The 22,095-nt window shown below is 39.9% G+C and carries 21 protein-coding genes; 14 read left to right on the forward strand and 7 right to left on the reverse strand.

Features of this window, described 5'->3' with window-relative positions; genetic code table 11:
- Positions 1–9 precede the first annotated feature (9 nt).
- The 3 genes from SPAR10_RS07310 to mnmL are packed head-to-tail and all read right to left on the reverse strand — an operon-like array spanning position 10 to position 1,745.
- Positions 10–264, reverse strand: coding sequence for a hypothetical protein (locus tag SPAR10_RS07310; RefSeq protein WP_004252478.1), 255 nt, complete (start codon positions 262–264; stop codon positions 10–12).
- On the reverse strand, positions 257–814 hold the full coding sequence (gene mnmM, locus SPAR10_RS07315) for a tRNA 5-(aminomethyl)-2-thiouridylate-methyltransferase MnmM (RefSeq protein ID WP_004252480.1): 558 nt from the start codon (positions 812–814) through the stop codon (positions 257–259). Before mnmM ends, SPAR10_RS07310 begins: the two co-directional genes overlap by 8 nt.
- Entirely contained in the window at positions 798–1,745 is a 948-nt protein-coding gene (mnmL, locus tag SPAR10_RS07320; protein ID WP_004252482.1) for a tRNA modification radical SAM protein MnmL/YtqA, read from the reverse strand. Before mnmL ends, mnmM begins: the two co-directional genes overlap by 17 nt.
- Before the next feature lie 191 nt (positions 1,746–1,936).
- On the opposite strand from mnmL, the gene SPAR10_RS07325 reads away from it, so the two are divergent.
- From SPAR10_RS07325 to SPAR10_RS07345, 5 genes are all read left to right on the forward strand, one after another.
- Positions 1,937–4,123, forward strand: a complete 2,187-nt coding sequence (locus SPAR10_RS07325; protein ID WP_100249488.1) for a PTS transporter subunit IIBC — start codon at positions 1,937–1,939, stop codon at positions 4,121–4,123.
- A 53-nt stretch (positions 4,124–4,176) separates the two neighbouring features.
- Positions 4,177–4,995 (forward strand): endonuclease/exonuclease/phosphatase family protein, encoded by an 819-nt coding sequence (locus tag SPAR10_RS07330; RefSeq protein ID WP_004252485.1) that lies wholly within the window; start codon positions 4,177–4,179, stop codon positions 4,993–4,995.
- Between the two features lie 148 nt (positions 4,996–5,143).
- Entirely contained in the window at positions 5,144–5,869 is a 726-nt protein-coding gene (locus SPAR10_RS07335; RefSeq protein WP_004252486.1) for a CppA N-terminal domain-containing protein, read from the forward strand.
- The gene (locus SPAR10_RS07340; RefSeq protein ID WP_004252488.1) at positions 5,866–6,798 is read left to right on the forward strand and encodes a serine hydrolase domain-containing protein; all 933 of its coding nucleotides are present in this window, start codon (positions 5,866–5,868) and stop codon (positions 6,796–6,798) included. Before SPAR10_RS07335 ends, SPAR10_RS07340 begins: the two co-directional genes overlap by 4 nt.
- Before the next feature lie 9 nt (positions 6,799–6,807).
- Positions 6,808–7,719 (forward strand): DMT family transporter, encoded by a 912-nt coding sequence (locus SPAR10_RS07345; RefSeq protein ID WP_004252490.1) that lies wholly within the window; start codon positions 6,808–6,810, stop codon positions 7,717–7,719.
- Positions 7,720–7,796: 77 nt separating this feature from the next.
- Here SPAR10_RS07345 and SPAR10_RS07350 read toward each other — a convergent pair whose 3' ends face one another.
- Positions 7,797–9,080, reverse strand: coding sequence for a uracil-xanthine permease family protein (locus tag SPAR10_RS07350; protein WP_004252492.1), 1,284 nt, complete (start codon positions 9,078–9,080; stop codon positions 7,797–7,799).
- Positions 9,081–9,392: 312 nt separating this feature from the next.
- Positions 9,393–10,106: a 16S rRNA (guanine(527)-N(7))-methyltransferase RsmG gene (rsmG, locus tag SPAR10_RS07355; RefSeq protein ID WP_004252494.1), complete on the reverse strand. Its 714-nt coding sequence runs from the start codon at positions 10,104–10,106 to the stop codon at positions 9,393–9,395.
- Positions 10,107–10,200: 94 nt separating this feature from the next.
- Here rsmG and SPAR10_RS07360 point away from each other — a divergent pair, with 94 nt between their 5' ends.
- Both SPAR10_RS07360 and htpX read left to right on the forward strand, forming a co-directional pair.
- On the forward strand, positions 10,201–10,761 hold the full coding sequence (locus SPAR10_RS07360) for a LemA family protein (protein ID WP_004252496.1): 561 nt from the start codon (positions 10,201–10,203) through the stop codon (positions 10,759–10,761).
- 1 nt (position 10,762) lies between these two features.
- Positions 10,763–11,662, forward strand: a complete 900-nt coding sequence (gene htpX / locus SPAR10_RS07365; RefSeq protein WP_004252497.1) for a zinc metalloprotease HtpX — start codon at positions 10,763–10,765, stop codon at positions 11,660–11,662.
- A 43-nt stretch (positions 11,663–11,705) separates the two neighbouring features.
- Here the strand turns inward: htpX and SPAR10_RS07370 are convergent, their stop codons facing one another.
- Together SPAR10_RS07370 and SPAR10_RS07375 are read right to left on the reverse strand one after the other, a co-directional pair.
- The gene (locus tag SPAR10_RS07370; protein ID WP_004252500.1) at positions 11,706–13,265 is read right to left on the reverse strand and encodes an ATP-binding cassette domain-containing protein; all 1,560 of its coding nucleotides are present in this window, start codon (positions 13,263–13,265) and stop codon (positions 11,706–11,708) included.
- 242 nt (positions 13,266–13,507) lie between these two features.
- Positions 13,508–13,837 carry a hypothetical protein gene (locus SPAR10_RS07375; RefSeq protein ID WP_004252501.1) on the reverse strand — a complete coding sequence of 110 codons (330 nt, stop codon included), beginning with the start codon at positions 13,835–13,837 and terminating at the stop codon, positions 13,508–13,510.
- A gap of 322 nt (positions 13,838–14,159) precedes the next feature.
- Here SPAR10_RS07375 and SPAR10_RS07380 point away from each other — a divergent pair, with 322 nt between their 5' ends.
- The 7 genes from SPAR10_RS07380 (at position 14,160) to carB (ending at position 21,901) form a co-directional block, all read left to right on the forward strand.
- Positions 14,160–14,429 carry a hypothetical protein gene (locus tag SPAR10_RS07380; RefSeq protein ID WP_004252503.1) on the forward strand — a complete coding sequence of 90 codons (270 nt, stop codon included), beginning with the start codon at positions 14,160–14,162 and terminating at the stop codon, positions 14,427–14,429.
- Between the two features lie 120 nt (positions 14,430–14,549).
- Positions 14,550–15,092 carry a YceD family protein gene (locus tag SPAR10_RS07385; protein ID WP_004252506.1) on the forward strand — a complete coding sequence of 181 codons (543 nt, stop codon included), beginning with the start codon at positions 14,550–14,552 and terminating at the stop codon, positions 15,090–15,092.
- Entirely contained in the window at positions 15,093–15,722 is a 630-nt protein-coding gene (nth, locus tag SPAR10_RS07390; protein WP_004252508.1) for an endonuclease III, read from the forward strand.
- Positions 15,723–15,931: 209 nt separating this feature from the next.
- Positions 15,932–16,453, forward strand: coding sequence for a bifunctional pyr operon transcriptional regulator/uracil phosphoribosyltransferase PyrR (pyrR, locus tag SPAR10_RS07395; protein ID WP_004252509.1), 522 nt, complete (start codon positions 15,932–15,934; stop codon positions 16,451–16,453).
- 17 nt (positions 16,454–16,470) lie between these two features.
- Positions 16,471–17,394, forward strand: coding sequence for an aspartate carbamoyltransferase catalytic subunit (locus SPAR10_RS07400; RefSeq protein ID WP_004252511.1), 924 nt, complete (start codon positions 16,471–16,473; stop codon positions 17,392–17,394).
- Between the two features lie 49 nt (positions 17,395–17,443).
- The gene (locus SPAR10_RS07405; protein WP_004252513.1) at positions 17,444–18,523 is read left to right on the forward strand and encodes a carbamoyl phosphate synthase small subunit; all 1,080 of its coding nucleotides are present in this window, start codon (positions 17,444–17,446) and stop codon (positions 18,521–18,523) included.
- Positions 18,524–18,724: 201 nt separating this feature from the next.
- Positions 18,725–21,901 (forward strand): carbamoyl-phosphate synthase large subunit, encoded by a 3,177-nt coding sequence (gene carB, locus SPAR10_RS07410; RefSeq protein WP_004252514.1) that lies wholly within the window; start codon positions 18,725–18,727, stop codon positions 21,899–21,901.
- Positions 21,902–22,095: the final 194 nt, after the last annotated feature.

The raw sequence follows: 22,095 nt of genomic DNA on the forward strand, positions 1-22,095 counted from the left end.
TCCACCTCCCTATTTTTGGTTACGACAATTTTCAAAAAGTTCCTTTTGTTCTTGGATTTTTTGATCGATCTTTGAGCAGTCCTTATGTTCTATTTTTTTCTGACAACGCTCCATTTCAAGTGAAATCATTTTCTTCTTGATTTTCAGCATTTTTTTACTCATATGTGCTTCATCCAAAATACCAACTGCACGTTCATGTTGGGTTGACTCGACAAAGTTGTGACGAAGAGCTTCGATTTTATCTCGTAGGTATTGTTTATCCATGGCGATACCTTTCTAATTTTTCAATCATAACTAAAAATGGTGGATTGTTAATTTGGTTGAGGGTGCGATAGATAGTGGCAGTATATTCTTGTTGTGGTAACTGACTAACATAATCCATAACTGCATCCCGTTCTATATCTCCGCCTTCATGCCCGTAATAAATCATGATGGCTATTCGTCCGCCTTTAACGAGCATCTGACAGAGTTTTTCAAGTGCCTCAATGGTTGTGTGAGGTTTAGTAATGATAGACTTATCGGCAGAAGGAAGATAACCCAGATTAAAGATGGCTGCTTTCGCCTCAGTTACAAACTGATCTACGGTTTCATGACCTTGTAGAAGTAACTTGACATTGGTCAATCCGGATTCTTGTAGACGTTGACTTGTTTTTTCAAGAGCTTGTTCTTGTATATCAAAAGCGTAGACTTGTTTAGCTAATTTGCCAAGGAAAAGTGTATCATGTCCATTTCCCATTGTTGCATCTACAACAACATCATCTTTTGTGATGACTTCGGCAAGAAAATCATGTGCCATTTCAAGTGGTTTTTTCATTCATAAACTCCTGTTTTACAGCCTTGCATCCTTGGACACTACCTCGACGTCTCATTTCAGCTTCTATGCTATTTAGAACTTCCCATTTATTGAGACTCCACATAGGACCAATCAGCATATCTCTAGGCGCATCACCCGTAATCCTATGGATGACTATATGTTTAGGAATAATTTCTAGTTGGTCACAGATAACTTTCACATAGTCATCTTGACTCATAAGCTGCAGTCTACCCTCGTGATAATCACGTTGCATCCGAGTATTTGTCATAAGGTGAAGTAGGTGAAGTTTAATCCCTTGAATATCATTATCAGTCACACAGCGACGAACATTTTCCACCATCATGTCATGAGTTTCACCTGGCAAGCCGTTAATCAAATGGGCTACAATCTCAATCTTGGGATATTTTCTCAAGCGCTTAACCGTCTCCACGTAAAGTTCATAGGAGTGGGCACGGTTAATCAATTCAGAAGTTTCCTCATAGGTTGTTTGTAAACCTAACTCTACAGTAACATGCATTCGTTCAGAGAGCTCTGCCAAGTATTCGATAGTCTCATCAGGCAGGCAATCTGGTCGTGTACCGATATTGATTCCAACCACACCGGGTTCATTAATGGCTTGTTCATAGCGTTCGCGAATGACTTCGAGCTTTTCATGAGTATTAGTAAAGTTTTGGAAATAGACTAGATATTTTTTTACATCTGGCCATTTGCGGTGCATAAAGTCAATTTCTTTATAAAATTGCTCACGAATTGGAGCGTCAGGTGCAACGATAGCATCTCCAGATCCAGAAACCGTACAGAAAGTACAACCTCCATGAGCTACTGTACCATCACGATTGGGACAATCAAATCCGGCATCGATAGGAACTTTGAAAGTTTTTTCTCCGAATAAATTTCGATAATAATCATTCAAGGTATTATAGGATTTCATAGCTAATATTATATCAGAAAACCCCAGCAAACTCAAAGTTAGTAAACAATTGAAGAGAAGTAAGAAATTTTTAAAATCAAAAAATCTTATATAAATCCTTTACAAAAAAAATAAAGTGGTATAATAGAGGTGTTAACGGTGCAAACGTTTTCGTAAATCGTTTGCATTAAAATAAAAATAAGGAGATTTGAATGATGAAAGATACATTCAAAAATGTTTTGTCTTTCGAGTTTTGGCAAAAATTCGGTAAGGCTCTAATGGTGGTTATCGCTGTTATGCCAGCGGCTGGATTGATGATTTCAATCGGTAAGACACTTGCAATGATTAACCCTAACTTTGCTCCACTTGTTGTTACAGGTGGAATCCTTGAGCAAATTGGTTGGGGAGTTATCGGTAACCTACATATCTTGTTTGCTCTTGCTATCGGTGGTAGCTGGGCTAAAGAACGTGCAGGTGGTGCCTTTGCAGCAGGACTTGCCTTTATCTTGATTAACCGTATCACTGGTGCTATCTTTAGTGTTAGTGGTGATATGTTGAAAGATCCTAATGCTATGGTTTCAACAATCTTTGGTAACTCTATCAAAGTTTCTGATTACTTTATCAGCGTGTTTGAAGCTCCAGCACTTAACATGGGTGTGTTTGTAGGGATTATTTCTGGTTTTGTAGGGGCAACTGCCTTTAACAAATACTACAATTTCCGTAAACTTCCTGATGCACTTTCTTTCTTTAACGGAAAACGATTTGTACCGTTTGTTGTTATCCTTCGTTCAGCAATCGCTGCAATCCTTCTTTCAATTTTCTGGCCACTTGTTCAAACAGGTATTAACAGCTTTGGTATCTGGATTGCCAACTCTCAAGAAACGGCTCCAGTTCTAGCACCATTCTTGTATGGTACTTTGGAACGCTTACTCTTGCCATTTGGACTTCACCACATGTTGACTATCCCAATGAACTATACAGCTCTTGGTGGTACTTATGATGTCATGACTGGTGCAGCAAAAGGTACTCAAGTATTTGGTCAAGATCCACTTTGGCTTGCATGGGTAACTGACCTTGTAAACCTTAAAGGTACTGACGCAGCTCAATACCAACACTTGTTAGATACAGTACATCCAGCTCGTTTCAAAGTTGGACAAATGATTGGTTCGTTTGGTATCTTGATGGGTGTCATTGTGGCTATCTACCGTAACGTTGATCCAGATAAGAAACACCAATACAAAGGTATGATGATCGCAACTGCTCTTGCAACATTCTTGACAGGGGTAACTGAACCAATTGAGTACATGTTCATGTTCATCGCAACACCTCTTTACCTTGTTTACGCTCTTGTTCAAGGTGCTGCCTTTGCAATGGCTGATATTGTGAACCTTCGTGTACACTCATTCGGTTCAATCGAATTCTTGACTCGTACTCCGCTAGCTATCAACGCTGGTATTGGTATGGATATTGTTAACTTTATCTGGGTGACAGTGCTCTTTGGATTTATCATGTACTTTATCGCTAACTTCATGATTAAGAAATTCAACTATGCAACTCCAGGACGTAACGGTAACTACGAAAATGCAGATGGTTCTTCTGAATCTTCAGCTGCCGGTGAAACTAAAGTTGCAGAAGCTTCTCAAGCAGTTAACATCATCAACCTTCTTGGTGGACGTGCGAACATCGTTGATGTCGACGCATGTATGACTCGTCTTCGCGTTACTGTAAAAGATGCAGAAAAAGTTGGAACAGAAGAACAATGGAAATCTGAAGGAGCTATGGGACTTGTCATGAAAGGACAAGGTGTCCAAGCTATTTACGGACCTAAAGCTGACGTTTTAAAATCAGATATCCAAGATATTCTTGATTCTGGAGAAGTGATTCCTGAAACTCTTCCAAGTCAAATGGCAGCAGCTCAAAAAGATACTGTTGTATACAAAGGTGTGACTGAAGAAGTGTACTCAGTTGCTGATGGTCAAGTGATTGAATTGGAACAAGTTAAGGATCCAGTATTCTCACAAAAAATGATGGGTGATGGATTTGCAGTAGAACCATCAAATGGAAATATTGTATCTCCAGTTTCAGGTACTGTATCAAGTATCTTCCCAACTAAACATGCTCTTGGTCTTGTAACTGAAGCAGGTCTTGAAGTTCTTGTCCACATCGGTCTTGATACTGTAAGCCTTGAAGGAAAACCATTCGATGTGAAGGTTTCAGAAGGCCAAGCAGTAGCTGCTGGTGATCTCTTAGTCAAAGCTGACCTTGGTGCTATTCAAGCAGCAGGTCGTGAAACTACAACTGTAGTAGTCTTTACAAATGGAGATGCTATCAAGTCAGTTAAATTAGAACAAACCGGTTCTCTTGCAGCTAAAACAGCAGTTGCAAAAGTAGAATTGTAATACACTAAGGGGTTGGAAGCTGTTTTCCAACCTCTTGTTTATAGGAGAAAAACATGAAGTTTTTAACACTCAATACTCATAGTTGGATGGAAAAAAATCCTGAAGAAAAATTTCAGCTCTTGTTTCAAGATATACTTGAAAACAGTTATGATTTGATTTGTTTTCAAGAAATCAACCAAGAAATTACATCAACTCAAGTAGAGTCTGGACCACTTTACAATCCGTTACCTTCAGCAGAACCCATTCACCAAGACCACTATGTTCGTCTTTTGGTAGAGAAGTTGTCTGAAAAAGGACTGGACTATTATTGGACATGGGCTTATAATCATATCGGATATGACCGTTATCATGAGGGAGTTTCAATTCTATCTAAAACACCGATTGAGGCGCGTGAGATTTTGGTTTCAGATGTAGATGATCCAACTGATTATCACACTCGTCGAGTTGCACTAGTAGAAACAGTAGTAGAAGGTAAAGAGCTTGCAGTTGCGAGTGTGCATCTCTCTTGGTGGGATAAAGGATTCCAAGAGGAATGGGCAAGATTTGAAGCAGTTCTAAAAGAGTTGAATAAACCTCTATTACTAGCTGGAGATTTTAACAACCCTGCAGGTCAGGAAGGCTATCAAGCTATCCTAACTAGTCCGCTAGGCTTACAGGATGCCTATGAAGTTGCAAAAGAGAGAAGTGGAAGCTACACTGTTCCTCCAGAAATTGATGGTTGGAAGGGAAATGCAGAACCGCTTCGAATTGATTACGTCTTTACGACAAAAGATCTTCAGGTAGAAAAGTTACAGGTAGTTTTTGATGGCCAAGCAAGTCCGCAGGTCAGTGATCACTATGGTCTTCAAGCAGAACTTTCTTGGAAGAACTAACAAAGAATTTTACTAAAATAAAATGAGTCCCCCTTCGGATATGCGAAGGGGATTCCTTATTCAAGGGGTTAATATAGTTAAAGTTTTTAGTTGAATAACTTGTAAAATGAAATAAAATCCTTTAAAATAAAAAGTGTTGGAGGAATTTATGAATGTAAATCAAATTGTGCGTATGATCCCGACGCTAAAGATAAATAATAGAAGATTAAATGAATTGTTTTATATCCAAACCTTGGGTATGAAACCCTTGCTTGAAGAGTCGGCTTTCTTATCGCTAGGAGACCAGTCAGGCATTGAAAAATTGGTTTTAGAAGAATCGCCAAGTATGAGAAGCCGTAAGGTTGAAGGGATCAAAAAATTAGCTAGATTGATTGTAAAAGTAGCGAATCCATCCGAGGTTGAAGCACTGCTAGCTAGAATGGAAAAACTTCCTCAACTCTATAAAGGAAATAAGGGATATGCTTTTGAAATCCTTTCACCAGAAGGGGATCTTGTCCTAATCCATGCGGAAGATGACATCAAAGATTTGAGAAAGTTTGATGAAACTGTTACTTTCACAAAAGATGAGAAACTGCAATATTTAACAGCATTTGATATTTCAGCAGAAATTAACTTGCCTGCTGAAACGACAAGCCTGCTTGAAAAAGAGGAAATCGAAACTAGCATAACTTTTAAACAAGCTCAAGGTAGTGATTTGCTTGTTGAAAATAATGTAACTTGGGATTTGTCTATGTTGAAATTCCAAGTAAAAGAACTTGAATTGGCTAGTCTGCGTCAACGTTTTGAAACTGCAGGTTACTTTGTTCCTAAGTCTGAGAAGTTTTTCCTAACCAAGGATGCCAACAATATCGAATTGTGGTTTGAAGAAGTATGAAACAAGAAATCATTCAAAAAATAGAGCAACAAATTGAGGCAGGGATTTATCCTGGTGCCTCTTTTGCGTATTATCGGGATGGTGAATGGTTTGATTGCTACCTCGGAGAAGCAAATCCAGAAATTGGAGAGCAGACTTGTCAAGGTTTAGTCTATGATTTGGCAAGTGTGAGCAAGGTCGTCGGAGTTGGGACTGTCTTAACTTTTTTGTGGAAGCAAGGCAAGATTGAGCTCGATCAATCCATAAAGACCTATCTTCCAGAGGCGGATTATCCAGATATCACCATTCGTCAACTCCTCACACATTCTACGGACTTGGACCCGTTTATTATCAATAGAGACCAGTTGAATGCAGAAGAATTGAAAGAAGCTATGTTTCATTTGAATCGCCGAGAGAAGAGAGCCTTTCTCTACTCGGATGTGCACTTTCTCTTGCTCGGTTTTCTCCTAGAGAACTACTTTGAAAAAGATTTAGAACAGATTTTACAAGAGCAAGTTTTCGATCCATGGAAGATGAAGGAAACTCAGTTTGGACCAGTTAGCAGTGCTGTTCCAACTGTTCGGGGACAGAAAGCAGGAGTGGTGCATGATCCTAAGGCACGTTTACTAGGTAAACATGCTGGAAGTGCAGGCTTGTTTTCAACTGTGAAGGATTTAAAAATCTTCCTTGAGCATTATTTACAGGATGATTTTGCTGACGGATTAAGCCAGAATTTTTCAGATTTGAGTGATAAGGAACGCTCCTTGGCCTGGAATCTTGAAGGTGATTGGCTAGACCATACAGGCTATACTGGAACCTTTATCATGTGGAATCGTAAGAAGCAGGAAGCTGCGATTTTCTTGTCCAATAGAACCTACGAAAAAGACGAGCGTGCGCAGTGGATCATAGACCGTAATCAGGTCATGGACCTAATTCGTGAAGCAGACTAGGGAGGAAGTATGTCAAAAGCTCTTAAAGGAACTCTTTTTACAGTAATTGCTGGTATTGCTTGGGGCTTGTCTGGGACCAGTGGTCAGTACCTAATGGCTCATGGGGTATCGGCTCTAGTCCTAACCAATATTCGTTTAATTGTTGCAGGTTTGCTCTTAGTTCTCTTGTCCTATACAAAGTCTAAGGAACAATTTTTGGCTTTTCTAAAAGATAAATCAAGTCTCTTTTCTCTCTTACTATTTTCTTTATTTGGCCTCTTTCTGAATCAATTGGCTTATTTATCGGCTATTCAGGAGACAAATGCAGGTACAGCGACGGTGCTTCAGTATGTCTGTCCTGTTGGAATCTTGGCTTACACATGTATAAAGGATAAGGTAGCACCTACTATAGCCGAAATCCTTTCTATGATTTTAGCAATAGGTGGAACCTTTTTAATTGCGACTCATGGTCAGTTGGATCAGCTCTCTATGACACCAGCAGGTCTCTTTTGGGGCTTGTTCTCTGCTTTAACCTATGCTCTTTATATCATTTCACCCATTAAACTCATTCAAAAATGGGGGAGCATTCTGGTTATTGGTGTTGGTATGACCATCTCAGGTTTTGTAGCAGTGCCATTTACTGGGTTTATCGGTGCTAGTCTACCTATGTCTTTTGATATTTTCTTAGCATTTGCTGGAATTATTCTCATCGGGACTGTTTTTGCCTACACGGCCTTTCTTAAGGGAGCAAGTATGGTTGGACCAGTCAAATCTAGTCTCTTGGCCTCTATTGAGCCAATATCTGCGGTATTCTTTGCTTTCATGATTATGGGAGATATCTTTTATCCTGTAGATTTTCTTGGTATGGCAATGATTTTATTGGCTGTGACTATTATTTCTTTAAAGGATTTAATGCTAGAAAAGAGAAAGAAATCAGCGTAGATGTTATGTTACCTTATCAAAAAGTTAGTATTGAATATAAAAAATCCACTCAAGAGAGTGGATTTTATTTTTTTACATTAGTCTTTATTTTCGTATGGCAAGATCAAGTTCAAAAGGATACCTGTCATTGCTGATAGGGCAGTACCTGAAAGTGTAACTGGACCAAGTTTAAGGATTGCTCCACCAAGTCCAAGCACGAGCATTGCACTTGCGATGATAAGATTACGCATTTGACCAAAGTCTACACGTTCCTTGATCAAAACCTTCAAACCGTTGCTGGCGATAACCCCATAAAGAAGGATAGACATACCACCAAGTACGGCGCTAGGGATTGTAGAAATCAAAGCAGTGAATTTACCAAGGAAGCTAAGGGCAATTGCGATAAAGGCTGCGTTACGGATGACTGAGACAGAAGCGATACGAGTCATACCGATCACCCCTGTATTTTCACCGTAGGTTGTATTAGCAGGACCACCAAGGAAGGCAGATACAGATGTTGCGATACCGTCACCAAGAAGGGTACGGTGAAGACCTGGTTCTTTCAAGAATTGACGGCCACAAATTTGGCTCAATACTGTATGGTCACCAATGTGTTCTGAGATTGTTACGATCGCGATTGGTAAGATTGCGATTGTCTCTGGGCCGAAGTAAAGGTTGTATTCTTTGAAGGCACCACCTGTGCTAAATGGTAGGTAGAAGCCTGGAATTTCGAACCAGTTAGCTTGAAGAACAGGTGTGAAGTCTACTAAACCAAGAAAGACTGCAAAAATATATCCACCGATAATGGCAAACAAGAAAGGAATGATACGAAGGAATCCTTTTCCTTTTGTATTGATAAAGGCAGCGATGAGGAAGGTAACTACAGCTACAAGAGCATTTTTCCAGTTGCCATCAGCAACAAGACCAGCATTTGTTACAGCTGAACCTGCAAGACCAAGACCGATAACGATAATCATTGGTCCGATAACAATTGGTGGTAAAAGTTTATCAATCCATTTTGTACCAGCAAAGCGGATGCTAGTTGAAACAAGAACGTAGATTAAACCAGTTAAGATAACCCCTGTTTGAGCAGCAGAAACATCGCCACCCATTTCCTTCATAGCAAGAGACATTGCAGTGATGAAGGCAAAAGAAGAACCGAGATAGACCGGAACTTTAAAGCCAGTAGATACCATGTAAATCAGTGTTCCGACACCTGATGCAAACAGGGCAACAGATACAGGCATTCCCAAAATCAGTGGCACCAAGATGGTAGCACCAAACATGGCAAACACGTGCTGGAAGCTGAGTAGAATTCCCTTACCAAAAGAAGGACGTTGGTCAACGTCGAGTAACAAATCAACAGTTGATTCTTGTTTCATAAATACCTCACTTTTTGGGCATCAAAAAAGAGCCCATTATTTTACAGCAATAGGCTCTCAGAGTAAGACATCTTTAAAACATGGTTATCCCAATATTTAAAAATTTTCATATATATCTGCGTCTTCGTCACCTCACGGGATGACATTAAAAACCTTTGCTTGTGATAGTATAGCAGAAAAAAATGATTTTGTAAATCATTTTTTCCCGAGCCTTGAAACAAGAGAGTGAGGCATGATTTTGTAAATCATTTTTTCCCGAGCAAGGAAATAAAGACGCGAGGTATAATCTTGTGAGTATCAATTTAAAATATCCTAAAGCGGGCGTTTATTTGGCATACCAGCCTTACGTGGATATTTGTTTGGAGTTTCCTTTTTCTTTTCTACAATGGTGATGTAGCGAGGGTCTCCATTAGGAAGTGTGTAGCTAAGGTTGTCCTCAACCTTGCTAAAGAGAAGGTTGAGAGCATTTTTGGCTTCTGTCAATTCCTCAGGGGCATTACTGGCTTTAAGTGCCAAAAGTTTTCCACCAACTTTAAGGTAGGGAATGGTTAACTCTGAGAGAACTTGCATGCGTGCAACTGCACGAGCTGTCACAATGTCGAATTGGGCACGGAAGTTCTTTTCTTGGGCAAAGTCTTCGGCGCGTCCATGGTAGAAATGAATCCCTTCTAAATCAAGCTCCTCAGCCAGAAGCTGAAGGAAGTTAATGCGCTTGTTCAGAGAATCAATGATGGTCACATCTAGCTGCGGGTAGAGAATCTTCATAGGAAGACTTGGGAATCCTGCACCAGCGCCAATATCCAGTAACTTAATTTCTTGGTTTTCTATCAACCCTTGTAGGATAGGAGCGATAGAATCATAAAAGTGCTTAAGATAAACCTCTTCCTTTTCTGTAATTGCAGTCAGGTTGATTTTTTGGTTCCATTCAACTAAGAGTTCGAAATAGCGCTCAAATTGAAATTTTTGCTGATCAGTAAGATTAATATTCTGTTGGTCAAGTAATGAGTAAAAAGTTTCTGGTTTCATAGTTATATCCTTCTTATATATCATCTTATTTTACCACAAAAACATGGAAATTTGATATACTTGTACTAATCTAAAAGCAGAAAGGAATAAGATTATGACTTGGATTATTCTTGGAGTTTTGGCTCTGATTGTTATTTTTGTGATTGTTAGCTATAACGGTTTGGTGAAAAATCGTATGCAGACCAAGGAGGCTTGGAGCCAAATCGATGTTCAGTTGAAGCGTCGAAATGATCTCTTACCAAATTTAATTGAAACAGTTAAAGGTTACGCTAAATACGAAAGTTCTACTCTTGAAAAGGTGACTGAACTCCGTAGACAAGTAGCTACAGCAACAACACCTGCAGAAGCCATGAAGGCCAGTGATGCACTGACACGTCAGATATCTGGTATCTTTGCGGTTGCAGAGAACTATCCTGACTTGAAGGCTAGTGGCAACTTTGCTCACTTACAAGAAGAACTGACTAACACAGAAAACAAAATATCATATTCTCGCCAACTTTATAACAGTGTCGTTAGCAACTACAATGTTAAATTAGAAACTTTTCCAAGTAATCTGGTTGCGGCTATCTTTGGCTTTAAGGCGGCGGATTTCCTTCAGACTCCAGAAGAAGAAAAGGCTGTTCCTAGAGTTGATTTTAGTGGTTTAGGTGACTAAGATGCTGTACAAACAAATCGCTAGTAATAAACGTAAAACTTGGGTTTTATTAATTGTTTTCTTTCTTTTGTTAGCTATTGTAGGTTATGCAGTTGGATATCTTTTCATGAACTCAGGTATCTGGGGCGTGACCGTAGCCATGATTCTTGGCTTTATCTATGCCTTGACCATGATTTTTCAATCTACAGAGATTGTCATGAGCATGAATGGTGCGCGTGAAGTTGATAGGAATGAAGAACCAGTTCTCTATCATGTTGTTGAGGATATGGCAATGGTGGCACAAATTCCTATGCCACGAGTTTATGTAATTGATGACCAGGGTTTGAATGCTTTCGCCACAGGTTCGAATCCTCAAAATGCTGCTGTAGCAGCGACATCAGGACTTCTAGAGATCATGAATCGTGAGGAATTAGAATCTGTAATCGGGCATGAAGTTAGTCATATTCGCAACTTAGATATTCGGATTTCTACGATTGCGGTTGCCCTTGCCAGTGCCATTACACTGTTATCAAGTATGGCTGGTCGTATGATGTGGTGGGGTGGAGCATCACGTAGTAGAAGAAATAGTGACCGTGACAGTGGAGGACTTGAAGTGATTATGTTAGTCATTTCTCTCCTAGCCATAGTTTTGGCACCTCTTGCAGCAACTTTGGTACAGTTAGCCATTTCTCGCCAACGAGAATTTTTAGCGGATGCTTCAAGTGTGGAATTAACACGCAATCCGCAAGGGATGATCAATGCTTTACAAAAATTAGAAAATAGTCAACCCATGAGTCATCATGTGGATGATGCTAGTAGTGCACTTTATATTAACGATCCTCAAAAACCAGGTTTCTTGAAAAAACTATTTTATACGCATCCACCTATTTCAGAACGAATTGAGCGTTTGAAACATATGTAAAAAACATCCAGGGGTTTTCCTCTGGATGTTTTATTTTAAAAAGTTAAAGATCTTGTAAATCAACTACTTCTAAACCATTTTTTGTCAAACGATAGATACTCCTACAGACTTCTTTTAAAAAACGCCTGTCATGCGAAACAGTGATGAGGCCACAAGGATAATTGGCAAAGAGTTTTCTGATTTCTGGTTGAGAAGTTGGAGAAAAATTTCGTGTGGGTTCATCCAGAAGGAGAAAGTTTGGTTTTCGCAGAACTAAATTCAAAAGAAGGAGTTTCCCCTGTTGACCTCCAGATAAGGAGTGGATTTGGTGGTGCATCTCTGGATAGCTGAAATTAAGACTGGCTAAGTGAGATTGGATTTTCTGTATTTCCTCTTTGTGTCCAGTTTGGCTGAGAAATTCTACTGGGGATAGATCCAATTGCAGTGTTTCTTGGTAATCTTGTGGCATAAATCCAAGTGAGATTTCTCTTTTATCACTTAGTAGTTGATGTATCTTTGCTAAAAGTGTGGATTTGCCAATGCCATTGGAACCGATGATGCCGATTTTGTCTTGGCCGCGGACAGTCAGTTGTAGCTCCTGAGCCAAAACTCGCTGGTCAACGGATAAAGTCTCCTTTTCCATTCGAAGTAAGACTTTAGAAGCTGCTAATGGCTCTATATCTGAAAAGAAAAGTTGGATTTGTTCCTCTTCAAGTGGCTTTTGGGTCATGGACTGAGCTGCTTTTTCGTAACGTTTTTCTTGAGAAAGAACATTTTTCATCTTTTTAGCTAATAGGCGACCGGCAGTACTGTCTTTGGTAGCTCGAAGTGCAGTTTCTACATTTTGCTTGACGCGACGATGCTTCTCCATGGTTTTGTCATAGGCTCTCTGGTCGTTAGCAGCTTGCTGGCTTTGTCTGGCAAAATTAGCCTTTCTCTGGTTACTATAGCTATCGTAGTCTAAATGCTCTACTAGCGTTTCCGCTTCTTTCCGGTGCTTGATCAGTCGCAAGTGGATAATGGTGTCTGCTGTTTGAGAGAGAAAGTCTTCATCATGAGAAATGAAAATAACGGTTTGCCTCATTTTTTGAATCTGATTTTTTAGCCAATCAACCATCTCTATATCCAGGTCATTTGAAGGTTCATCTAAAAATAAAATCTCAAAGGGTTTGGCCAATTCATGGATGAGCTGAATTTTCAAAGCTTCACCACCCGAGAGACTACCAATTTCTTGATCACTTGCAAAACGACTGCTGTCAAAGTGTAATTCATCAGACAAGCGATAGAGAATGCTGTAGTCCAAATCTGTAGACTCTAAAAAGAAGTAGTCATGTAAAGTTTTCTTTTTCAGGTCTTCAGGAAGATGTTGGGGAATATAGGCCAGGGACTGAAGGTCAGATTGGATTTCTCCCCTGATAGAGAAATCAGTTAATCTTTCTCCCATTAAAGTTCGAAGTAAGGTTGATTTTCCATTTCCTTCTTCGCCTATAATAGCGATCTTTTCTCCGTCTTGGATGGTAATGTTTAAATCGGAAACAAGCTCTCTTAAATCTTTGTTTTGTGTGATGGTCAGATGATTGATTTTTATCATATTATTGCCCTTTCTAGAATGTCCATATTGCATAACAAAAAGCTCTACTTTACCTAGTAGAGCCAATCGTCTATGTCAAAAAAACTCTTTTAAAAGGGCTGAAAATCCAGCAGAAAAAGAGCACACAAAAAAGAGACAGAAACAAGATCTACTAAATAAAGGTTCTTTATTTGATAGACTTAGTTGTTCATGTCTCCCTTACCTCCGAATATTGTTGCAATCATCATACTCTTTTTGAGAAAATTTGTCAAGATTAAGCCAGATAATCCTCTATTTTAAAACCCAAAAACAGGTCCATAGAGTGTCAACGTATGTTTAACGTGATCGTAGTGAAACTTGTCATAGTTTCTCCAAGCAGTGCGGGCTTGGTCATTTAATTTCAGTGAACCAAGTCCGATCAAAAGACTAGTCCGTTGGTAAAAAGATTCCAGTTCAATTAAGATGGCGTTGTCTACTTTCTCAGCTTTTTTAAGTGCTCTGAGAATTTCGTCTATATTTTGCTGTAAGCGTAGATCATCAGGTAATCCCTGTTTACAGCTTTGTATTGTTTGGTTTAATTTTGAAACGAGCTGATAGGCTTCTGTTAAAAGAGCTTTGTCTTCCATATGAGCGTCCTCCTTTGCTCATGTATTGATGCCTATAGTATAGCACAAAAAATAAATTTGTCATAATAAATATATCAAAAAATAATAATTCTCTAGATAGCATAATTAAAGTCTAGAAATATTTTGAAGCAGAGGTAAAAAATTCTTAAAAATATTTGACATTTATCCGTTGACAGAGGATAATGAGTTAAAAAAAATATTGTTATTTCTTATGATTCAACTAATTATTAGCGCCTTTTAATGGAGAAATTTTTGTTAGCCTTCTAGATAGTAGTATATAATGATAGGATGTTTACGATTAAGTTTACGAAAGTGAGTAAAGATGATTAAGATATCAATTAGTTTGTTGCTAGACGCAATTGAAGATAATGTCGATTATGAAATCATTCAATCTATTGAACTTGAAACAGATATTAGAAAAATCACTAGACAATTTCAAGGAGAAAACGGGGAATTCTTAGTTAAAGAGGAAGTATTTCAAGAGTTACCTTTTGATATCAAAACAAGGAATGAAATTATTAAACAAATAAAACAAAACAGTCAGAAAGTGGATAGAGATGACTTTGATACATTGTTACAGTTATATTATTGAGAACCTAGGGCAATGTAATTACTTTTTGAGGTCGTAACCCTATAAAGCTTACGCGTTCTATGGTACAATATATCTATACTACATAGTATAATCAAGGAAGTAAATTTTTATGGAGGAAGTATGAAATTAAATATTCAAGAAGTTCGTAAGCAGCCTGAAGGTTTGTATTTTGAGCAAACTCTAGACATGTCAGCTGACTTACGTGAGCGTAACCAAGAAATTTTAGACGTAAAAGATATTGTCGCAGTTGGGAAGGTTCAGTATGAAGACCGTATGTTTTTCCTAGATTATCAACTGTCTTATACCATCGTACTTGCTTCTAGTCGTAGTATGGAACCTGTTGAGTTAGCAGAGTCTTATCCAGTGACAGAAGTCTTTATGGAAGGTGCTACCAATCAACTGGATCAAGAAGTTCTTGATGATGACTTGGTTTTATCTATCGAAAATGGTGAAATCGACCTGGCTGAAAGTGTTTCGGATAATATCTTGCTAAACATTCCAATCAAGGTCTTAACGGCAGAAGAAGAAGCAGGTCAGGGATTTGTTTCTGGAAATGACTGGCAAATCATGACTGAGGAAGAATATCAAGCTCAACAAGCAGTCAAAAAAGAAGCAAGTAGTCCTTTTGCAGGTTTACAAGGGCTGTTTGATGGAGACGAATAGATGGTTTTATCCAAGAAACGTGCCCGTCATGTCATTGAGGAAATCATAGCTCTTTTTCCAGATGCAAAACCTAGTCTAGATTTTCGCAATCATTTTGAACTCTTAGTTGCAGTTATGTTGTCTGCTCAGACGACAGATGCGGCAGTAAACAAGGCGACTCCAGCTCTTTTTGAAGCCTTCCCTACACCACAAGCCATGGCAGACGCTAGTGAGAAGGACATTGCAAAACATATTTCTCGTTTAGGTCTGTATCGAAATAAAGCAAAATTTCTTAAAAAATGTGCGCAACAGTTATTAGAAGATTTTGATGGTCAAGTTCCTCAGACTAGAGAAGAATTAGAAAGTTTGGCGGGAGTTGGGCGTAAAACAGCTAATGTAGTCATGAGTGTGGGCTTTGGAATTCCAGCTTTTGCGGTAGATACTCATGTGGAGCGCATTTGCAAACACCATGATATTGTTAAAAAATCGGCAACTCCACTTGAAGTTGAAAAACGTGTCATGGATGTCTTGCCACCAGAAAAGTGGTTGGCGGCGCATCAAGCCATGATTTACTTTGGTCGTGCTATCTGTCATCCGAAAAATCCAGAATGCGAACACTATCCACAATTGTATGATTTTAGTTCATTATAAGGTCAAACATTGAATGTTTTTACTTGCTTTGAACTGGGCTTTGTGTTATAGTAAGAACAATAAAATATTCCTTTAAACCTGTCCCGTGAGGCAGGCAAGGAGCTCGATAAAGTAGAAGGGTAAGTCTATGCTGTTTCCAGTATGGCTCGCTTAATGATACATTCTCAAGTCTCCTTGTCTAAGGAGACTTTTCTTTTTGGAGGTTTGTCATGAAGACAAAAGAAGTTGTAGACGAATTAACCGTCAAGCGAGCAATTACGCGTATCACTTATGAGATTATCGAACGCAACAAAGATTTGAACAAAATCATTTTAGCGGGAATTAAAACACGCGGTGTCTTTATCGCCCACCGCATCCAAGAACGCTTGGAACAATTGGAAAATATCTCTGTTCCCGTTGTAGAATTAGATACCAAACCTTACCGTGACGATGTCAAAAGTGGTGAAGATACTTCCTTAATTTCTGTTGATGTGACAGACCGCGAAGTTATCTTGGTGGATGATGTTCTTTACACAGGTCGTACAATTCGTGCCGCTATCGATAACATTGTCGGACATGGTCGCCCTGCCCGTGTGAGTCTTGCAGTACTAGTGGACCGTGGACATAGAGAATTGCCAATTCGTCCAGATTACGTTGGGAAAAATATTCCAACTAGTCGTTCTGAAGAAATCATCGTTGAGATGACAGAACTTGATGGCCAAGATAGAGTTTTGATTACTGAAGAAGCTTAAAAGCTAAAGGAGTAGCCATGTCAGAAAATCAACAAGCAATAAAACATGTGGTGTCCATGGAAGATCTCACTGTAGATCAGGTTATAAAATTGATTAAACGAGGGATTGAGTTTAAAAATGGAGCCCAGTTGCCCTACGAAGACCATCCCATTGTTTCCAACCTTTTCTTTGAAAATTCGACAAGAACGCATAAATCCTTCGAAGTTGCAGAGATTAAACTGGGATTGGAACGACTTGACTTTGATGTGAATACAAGCTCGGTAAACAAGGGTGAGACACTCTATGATACAATCCTGACCTTGTCTGCACTTGGTGTAGATATCTGTGTTATTCGGCACCCAGAGGTTGATTACTACAGGGAATTGATTGCGAGCCCAACCATTACGACATCGATTATCAATGGTGGTGATGGCTCAGGGCAACATCCTAGTCAGAGTCTGCTTGATTTGATGACAATTTACGAGGAATTTGGCCGTTTTGAAGGGCTCAAGGTTGCCATTGCTGGTGACTTGGACCATTCACGTGTTGCCAAGTCCAATATGCAGATTTTGAAACGTTTAGGTGCTGAACTTTACTTTGCAGGACCTGAGGAATGGAGAAGTCAAGAGTTTGCAGATTATGGTCAGTTCGTAACTATTGACGAGATTGTTGACCAGGTGGATGTTCTGATGTTGCTTCGAGTTCAACATGAACGCCACGAAAGTGGAGCAGTCTTCTCAAAAGAAGAGTATCACGCTCAACATGGCTTGAACCAAGAACGCTATAATCGTTTAAAAGAAGAAGCAATCATTATGCATCCGGCTCCTGTTAATCGGGATGTGGAAATTGCCGATCATCTTGTTGAAGCACCAAAATCACGCATTGTCCAACAAATGACCAATGGAGTATTTGTTCGAATGGCAATCTTAGAATCCGTATTGGCAAGTAGAAAAGCCAAATAATACACAAGACGTTAAAAGACGCCAGTGAGCGTCCACGAGAGGTGAAAATATGACAAAACGACTTCTAGTTTTAGAAGATGGCACAGTTTTTGAAGGTAAGGCCTTCGGTGCAGATATTGATGTAACAGGGGAAATAGTCTTTAACACTGGAATGACAGGATATCAAGAATCCATTACAGACCAATCTTATAATGGACAAATCTTGACCTTCACATATCCACTAGTAGGGAATTATGGAGTTAACCGTGACGACTACGAGTCTATCAGTCCTACTTGTAAGGGAGTTGTGGTTTTCGAAGAGGCTCGTAGAGCCAGCAACTGGCGTAACCAAATGACGCTGGACGAATTCTTGAAGGCTAAGAAAATTCCTGGAATTTCAGGCATTGACACTCGAGCTCTTACAAAGATTATTCGTAAACATGGTACCATGAGAGCGACTCTAACACATGCTGGCGATAGTATTGATCACATTGCAGATCAACTTCAAGCAACTGTCTTACCGACTGATAATATCAGACAAGTTTCTACAAAGACGGCTTATCCGGCTCCAGGAGTTGGCTTGAGCGTTGTTTTAGTAGATTTCGGCCTTAAACACTCTATTTTACGAGAGCTATCTAAACGTGATTGTAACGTAACTGTAGTTCCATACACAACTACGGCTGAGGAAATCTTGCATTTAAACCCTGACGGAGTTATGTTGTCAAATGGTCCGGGGAATCCAGAAGATGTACCAGAAGCTCTTGAGATGATCCGTGGTATTCTCGGGAAAATTCCAATCTTTGGTATCTGTATGGGTCACCAGCTCTTTGCGATGGCAAATGGTGCTAAGACCTATAAAATGAAGTTTGGTCACCGTGGCTTTAACCATGCTGTTCGTGAAATTGCAACTGGGCGCGTGGATTTCACTAGTCAAAATCATGGTTACGCAGTTAGCCGTGAGGATTTACCAGAGCACTTAATCATCACCCACGAAGAAATCAATGACAAGTCAGTTGAAGGGGTACGTCACAGATATCTACCAGGTTTCTCTGTGCAATTCCACCCAGATGCTGCACCAGGTCCGCACGATGCAAGTTATCTATTTGATGAATTCATTGAAATGATGGAAGCATTCAAACAAACAAATTAATGACGAGTGAGAAATCGTCGGAGAATTTATTTAATGTCGCTCTGTGAGGCGACGAATAGAAAGGAGAAGGGTGGTCCGTATTTGCTGAACTGAATACGGGCTACGGACGGTGCTAAAAAGATAGTTATTTCTAGAACTAGCAGTTCTTCGTCATAACTCCTATTTTAGCTTTGTCCGCTTGACGCCCTTAATATCTTATAAATGCCTAAACGTACTGATATTCAAAAAATTATGGTGATTGGTTCTGGTCCGATTATTATTGGTCAGGCTGCTGAGTTTGACTATGCTGGAACCCAGGCCTGCTTGTCTTTGAAAGAAGAGGGGTATGAGGTTGTCTTGGTTAACTCAAATCCTGCAACCATCATGACGGATAAAGAGATTGCAGACAAGGTCTACATCGAACCGATTACACTTGAGTTTGTGACTCGTATTCTCCGTAAGGAACGTCCAGATGCCTTGCTTCCAACACTTGGAGGTCAAACGGGGCTTAATATGGCCATGGAATTGTCAAAAAATGGTATCTTGGATGAGCTTGGAGTAGAACTTCTCGGGACTAAACTGTCTGCCATCGACCAAGCGGAGGACCGAGATCTCTTTAAACAATTGATGGAAGAACTCAAGCAACCAATTCCAGAATCAGAAATTGTCAACACAGTTGAGGGAGCAGTTTCCTTTGCAGCAACTATTGGCTACCCAGTTATCGTCCGTCCAGCCTTTACTCTAGGTGGTACTGGTGGTGGTATGTGTGCTAATGAGGAAGAATTGCGTGAAATTGCTGAAAATGGTTTGAAGTTGTCACCTGTTACCCAGTGTTTGATTGAACGTTCCATTGCTGGCTTCAAGGAAATTGAGTATGAGGTCATGCGTGACTCAGCTGATAATGCCCTTGTTGTTTGTAACATGGAAAACTTTGACCCTGTCGGGATTCACACAGGGGACTCCATCGTATTTGCCCCTGCGCAAACCATGTCCGACTATGAAAACCAAATGCTTCGTGATGCTAGTTTGAGCATTATCCGCGCTCTCAAGATTGAAGGCGGATGTAACGTTCAGCTTGCGCTTGATCCACACAGTTTTAAGTACTATGTCATCGAAGTAAATCCTCGTGTATCTCGTTCTTCAGCCCTTGCTTCTAAGGCAACTGGTTACCCAATCGCCAAATTGGCTGCGAAGATTGCGGTAGGGTTGACCTTGGATGAAGTTATTAACCCAGTTACAGGTTCAACCTATGCTATGTTTGAACCAGCCCTTGACTATGTGGTAGCTAAGATTCCACGTTTCCCATTTGACAAGTTTGAAAAAGGGGAACGTCGTCTTGGTACCCAGATGAAGGCAACTGGAGAAGTTATGGCCATCGGCCGGAATATCGAGGAATCTCTCCTTAAAGCTTGTCGCTCTCTAGAAATTGGTGTCCATCATAATGAAATGCCTGAGCTTTCAGATGTTTCTGATGATGCCTTGATTGAAAAAGTTGTTAAGGCACAAGATGACCGTCTCTTCTACGTATCAGAAGCTATTCGCCGTGGTTATACACCAGAAGAGATTGCTGACTTGACTAAGATTGATATCTTCTATCTGGATAAACTATTACACATCTTTGAGATTGAGCAAGAATTAGGTTCTCATCCACAAGATCTAGTAGCTCTAAAAACAGCAAAACTCAATGGTTTCTCAGATTGTAAAATCGCTGAACTCTGGAACACTACATCTGATCAAGTTCGCCAACTTCGTTTAGAAAACAAGATTGTCCCGGTTTACAAGATGGTAGATACTTGTGCCGCAGAATTTGAATCAGAAACTCCGTACTTCTACTCAACGTATGGTTGGGAAAATGAATCAATCAAGTCTGATAAGGAATCTGTACTTGTCCTAGGTTCTGGTCCAATCCGTATCGGTCAAGGGGTAGAGTTTGACTACGCAACTGTTCACTCTGTTAAGGCAATCCAAGCTGCTGGCTACGAAGCCATCATTATGAACTCAAACCCAGAGACAGTGTCAACAGACTTCTCTGTATCTGATAAACTCTACTTTGAACCATTAACGTTCGAAGATGTTATGAATGTTATCGACTTAGAGCAACCAAAAGGTGTTATTGTTCAGTTCGGTGGTCAAACAGCTATCAACCTAGCTGAGCCATTAGCAAAAGCTGGTGTGACTATCCTTGGTACTCAAGTTGCGGACTTGGATCGTGCGGAAGACCGTGACCTCTTCGAACAAGCCCTCAAAGAATTGGATATTCCACAACCTCCTGGACAAACAGCAACCAATGAAGAAGAAGCAGTACTTGCTGCACGTAAAATTGGTTTCCCAGTTCTCGTTCGCCCTTCATATGTCTTGGGTGGACGTGCTATGGAAATCGTTGAGAATGAAGATGATCTTCGATCTTACATGCGAACTGCTGTTAAGGCTAGTCCAGACCACCCAGTTCTTGTCGACTCTTATATCGTTGGGCAAGAGTGCGAAGTTGATGCTATTTCAGACGGACAAAATGTCCTCATTCCTGGTATCATGGAGCATATCGAACGCGCTGGTGTCCATTCAGGTGACTCCATGGCGGTTTATCCTCCTCAAACCTTGTCGCAAAAAGTGCAAGAAACGATTGCAGACTACACCAAACGCCTAGCAATCGGCCTCAACTGTCTTGGTATGATGAACATTCAGTTTGTTATCAAGGATGAGAAAGTCTACGTTATCGAAGTAAACCCTCGTGCCAGCCGTACTGTTCCATTCCTTTCAAAAGTAACCAACATCCCTATGGCACAGGTAGCGACTAAGTTGATTCTTGGTCAAAGTCTTGAAGAGCTTGGTTACCAAGATGGACTTTACCCAGAAAGCAGTCGTGTTCATATCAAGGCGCCAGTCTTCTCCTTTACTAAGCTCGCGAAAGTAGATAGCTTGCTCGGACCTGAAATGAAGTCAACAGGGGAAGTCATGGGTTCTGATACCACTCTTGAAAAAGCTCTCTACAAGGCCTTTGAAGCTTCTTATCTTCACTTACCAACCTTCGGTAATGTTGTCTTCACTATCGCAGATGATGCAAAAGAAGAAGCACTAGATTTGGCTCGTCGTTTCCAAAATATTGGCTACGGAATCCTTGCTACTGAAGGAACTGCAGAGTTCTTTGCAAGTCATGGATTGCAGGCACAAGTCGTTGGAAAGATTGGTGATGATGAACACGATATTCCAAGCTACGTCCGCAAAGGAAAAATTCAAGCAATCATCAATACAGTTGGTACCAAACGGACAGCTGATGAAGATGGTGAGCAAATCAGACGTTCAGCAATTGAACATGGAGTTCCTCTCTTTACAGCTTTGGATACAGCAGATGCAATGTTAAAAGTACTAGAAAGCAGAAGTTTTGTTACAGAAGCGATTTAATAAAAAAAGATTCTCATTTGAGAATCTTTTTTTATTATGAAAGCGTTGCTATCATTTTTCACAAATAATTAAATGCAAAACCTGGACCTAATTAAATATATAAAAATAGTATAATTTTAAATTAATTAATTTTAAAAGATAGACATAATATAGGATAGTGCACATTTACATATAATTATATATAACAAATCACA

Origin of the sequence: Streptococcus infantis SPAR10 (assembly GCF_000279535.1) — a bacterium.
In the GTDB taxonomy this organism is placed as follows: domain Bacteria; phylum Bacillota; class Bacilli; order Lactobacillales; family Streptococcaceae; genus Streptococcus; species Streptococcus infantis_I.

Coding starts and splice junctions, on each gene's coding strand:
- SPAR10_RS07310 (WP_004252478.1), bottom strand. CDS start 264: ATGGATAAACAATACCTACGAGATAAAATCGAAGCTCTTCGTCACAAC.
- mnmM (WP_004252480.1), bottom strand. CDS start 814: ATGAAAAAACCACTTGAAATGGCACATGATTTTCTTGCCGAAGTCATC.
- mnmL (WP_004252482.1), bottom strand. CDS start 1,745: ATGAAATCCTATAATACCTTGAATGATTATTATCGAAATTTATTCGGA.
- SPAR10_RS07325 (WP_100249488.1), top strand. CDS start 1,937: ATGATGAAAGATACATTCAAAAATGTTTTGTCTTTCGAGTTTTGGCAA.
- SPAR10_RS07330 (WP_004252485.1), top strand. CDS start 4,177: ATGAAGTTTTTAACACTCAATACTCATAGTTGGATGGAAAAAAATCCT.
- SPAR10_RS07335 (WP_004252486.1), top strand. CDS start 5,144: ATGAATGTAAATCAAATTGTGCGTATGATCCCGACGCTAAAGATAAAT.
- SPAR10_RS07340 (WP_004252488.1), top strand. CDS start 5,866: ATGAAACAAGAAATCATTCAAAAAATAGAGCAACAAATTGAGGCAGGG.
- SPAR10_RS07345 (WP_004252490.1), top strand. CDS start 6,808: ATGTCAAAAGCTCTTAAAGGAACTCTTTTTACAGTAATTGCTGGTATT.
- SPAR10_RS07350 (WP_004252492.1), bottom strand. CDS start 9,080: ATGAAACAAGAATCAACTGTTGATTTGTTACTCGACGTTGACCAACGT.
- rsmG (WP_004252494.1), bottom strand. CDS start 10,106: ATGAAACCAGAAACTTTTTACTCATTACTTGACCAACAGAATATTAAT.
- SPAR10_RS07360 (WP_004252496.1), top strand. CDS start 10,201: ATGACTTGGATTATTCTTGGAGTTTTGGCTCTGATTGTTATTTTTGTG.
- htpX (WP_004252497.1), top strand. CDS start 10,763: ATGCTGTACAAACAAATCGCTAGTAATAAACGTAAAACTTGGGTTTTA.
- SPAR10_RS07370 (WP_004252500.1), bottom strand. CDS start 13,265: ATGCAATATGGACATTCTAGAAAGGGCAATAATATGATAAAAATCAAT.
- SPAR10_RS07375 (WP_004252501.1), bottom strand. CDS start 13,837: ATGGAAGACAAAGCTCTTTTAACAGAAGCCTATCAGCTCGTTTCAAAA.
- SPAR10_RS07380 (WP_004252503.1), top strand. CDS start 14,160: ATGATTAAGATATCAATTAGTTTGTTGCTAGACGCAATTGAAGATAAT.
- SPAR10_RS07385 (WP_004252506.1), top strand. CDS start 14,550: ATGAAATTAAATATTCAAGAAGTTCGTAAGCAGCCTGAAGGTTTGTAT.
- nth (WP_004252508.1), top strand. CDS start 15,093: ATGGTTTTATCCAAGAAACGTGCCCGTCATGTCATTGAGGAAATCATA.
- pyrR (WP_004252509.1), top strand. CDS start 15,932: ATGAAGACAAAAGAAGTTGTAGACGAATTAACCGTCAAGCGAGCAATT.
- SPAR10_RS07400 (WP_004252511.1), top strand. CDS start 16,471: ATGTCAGAAAATCAACAAGCAATAAAACATGTGGTGTCCATGGAAGAT.
- SPAR10_RS07405 (WP_004252513.1), top strand. CDS start 17,444: ATGACAAAACGACTTCTAGTTTTAGAAGATGGCACAGTTTTTGAAGGT.
- carB (WP_004252514.1), top strand. CDS start 18,725: ATGCCTAAACGTACTGATATTCAAAAAATTATGGTGATTGGTTCTGGT.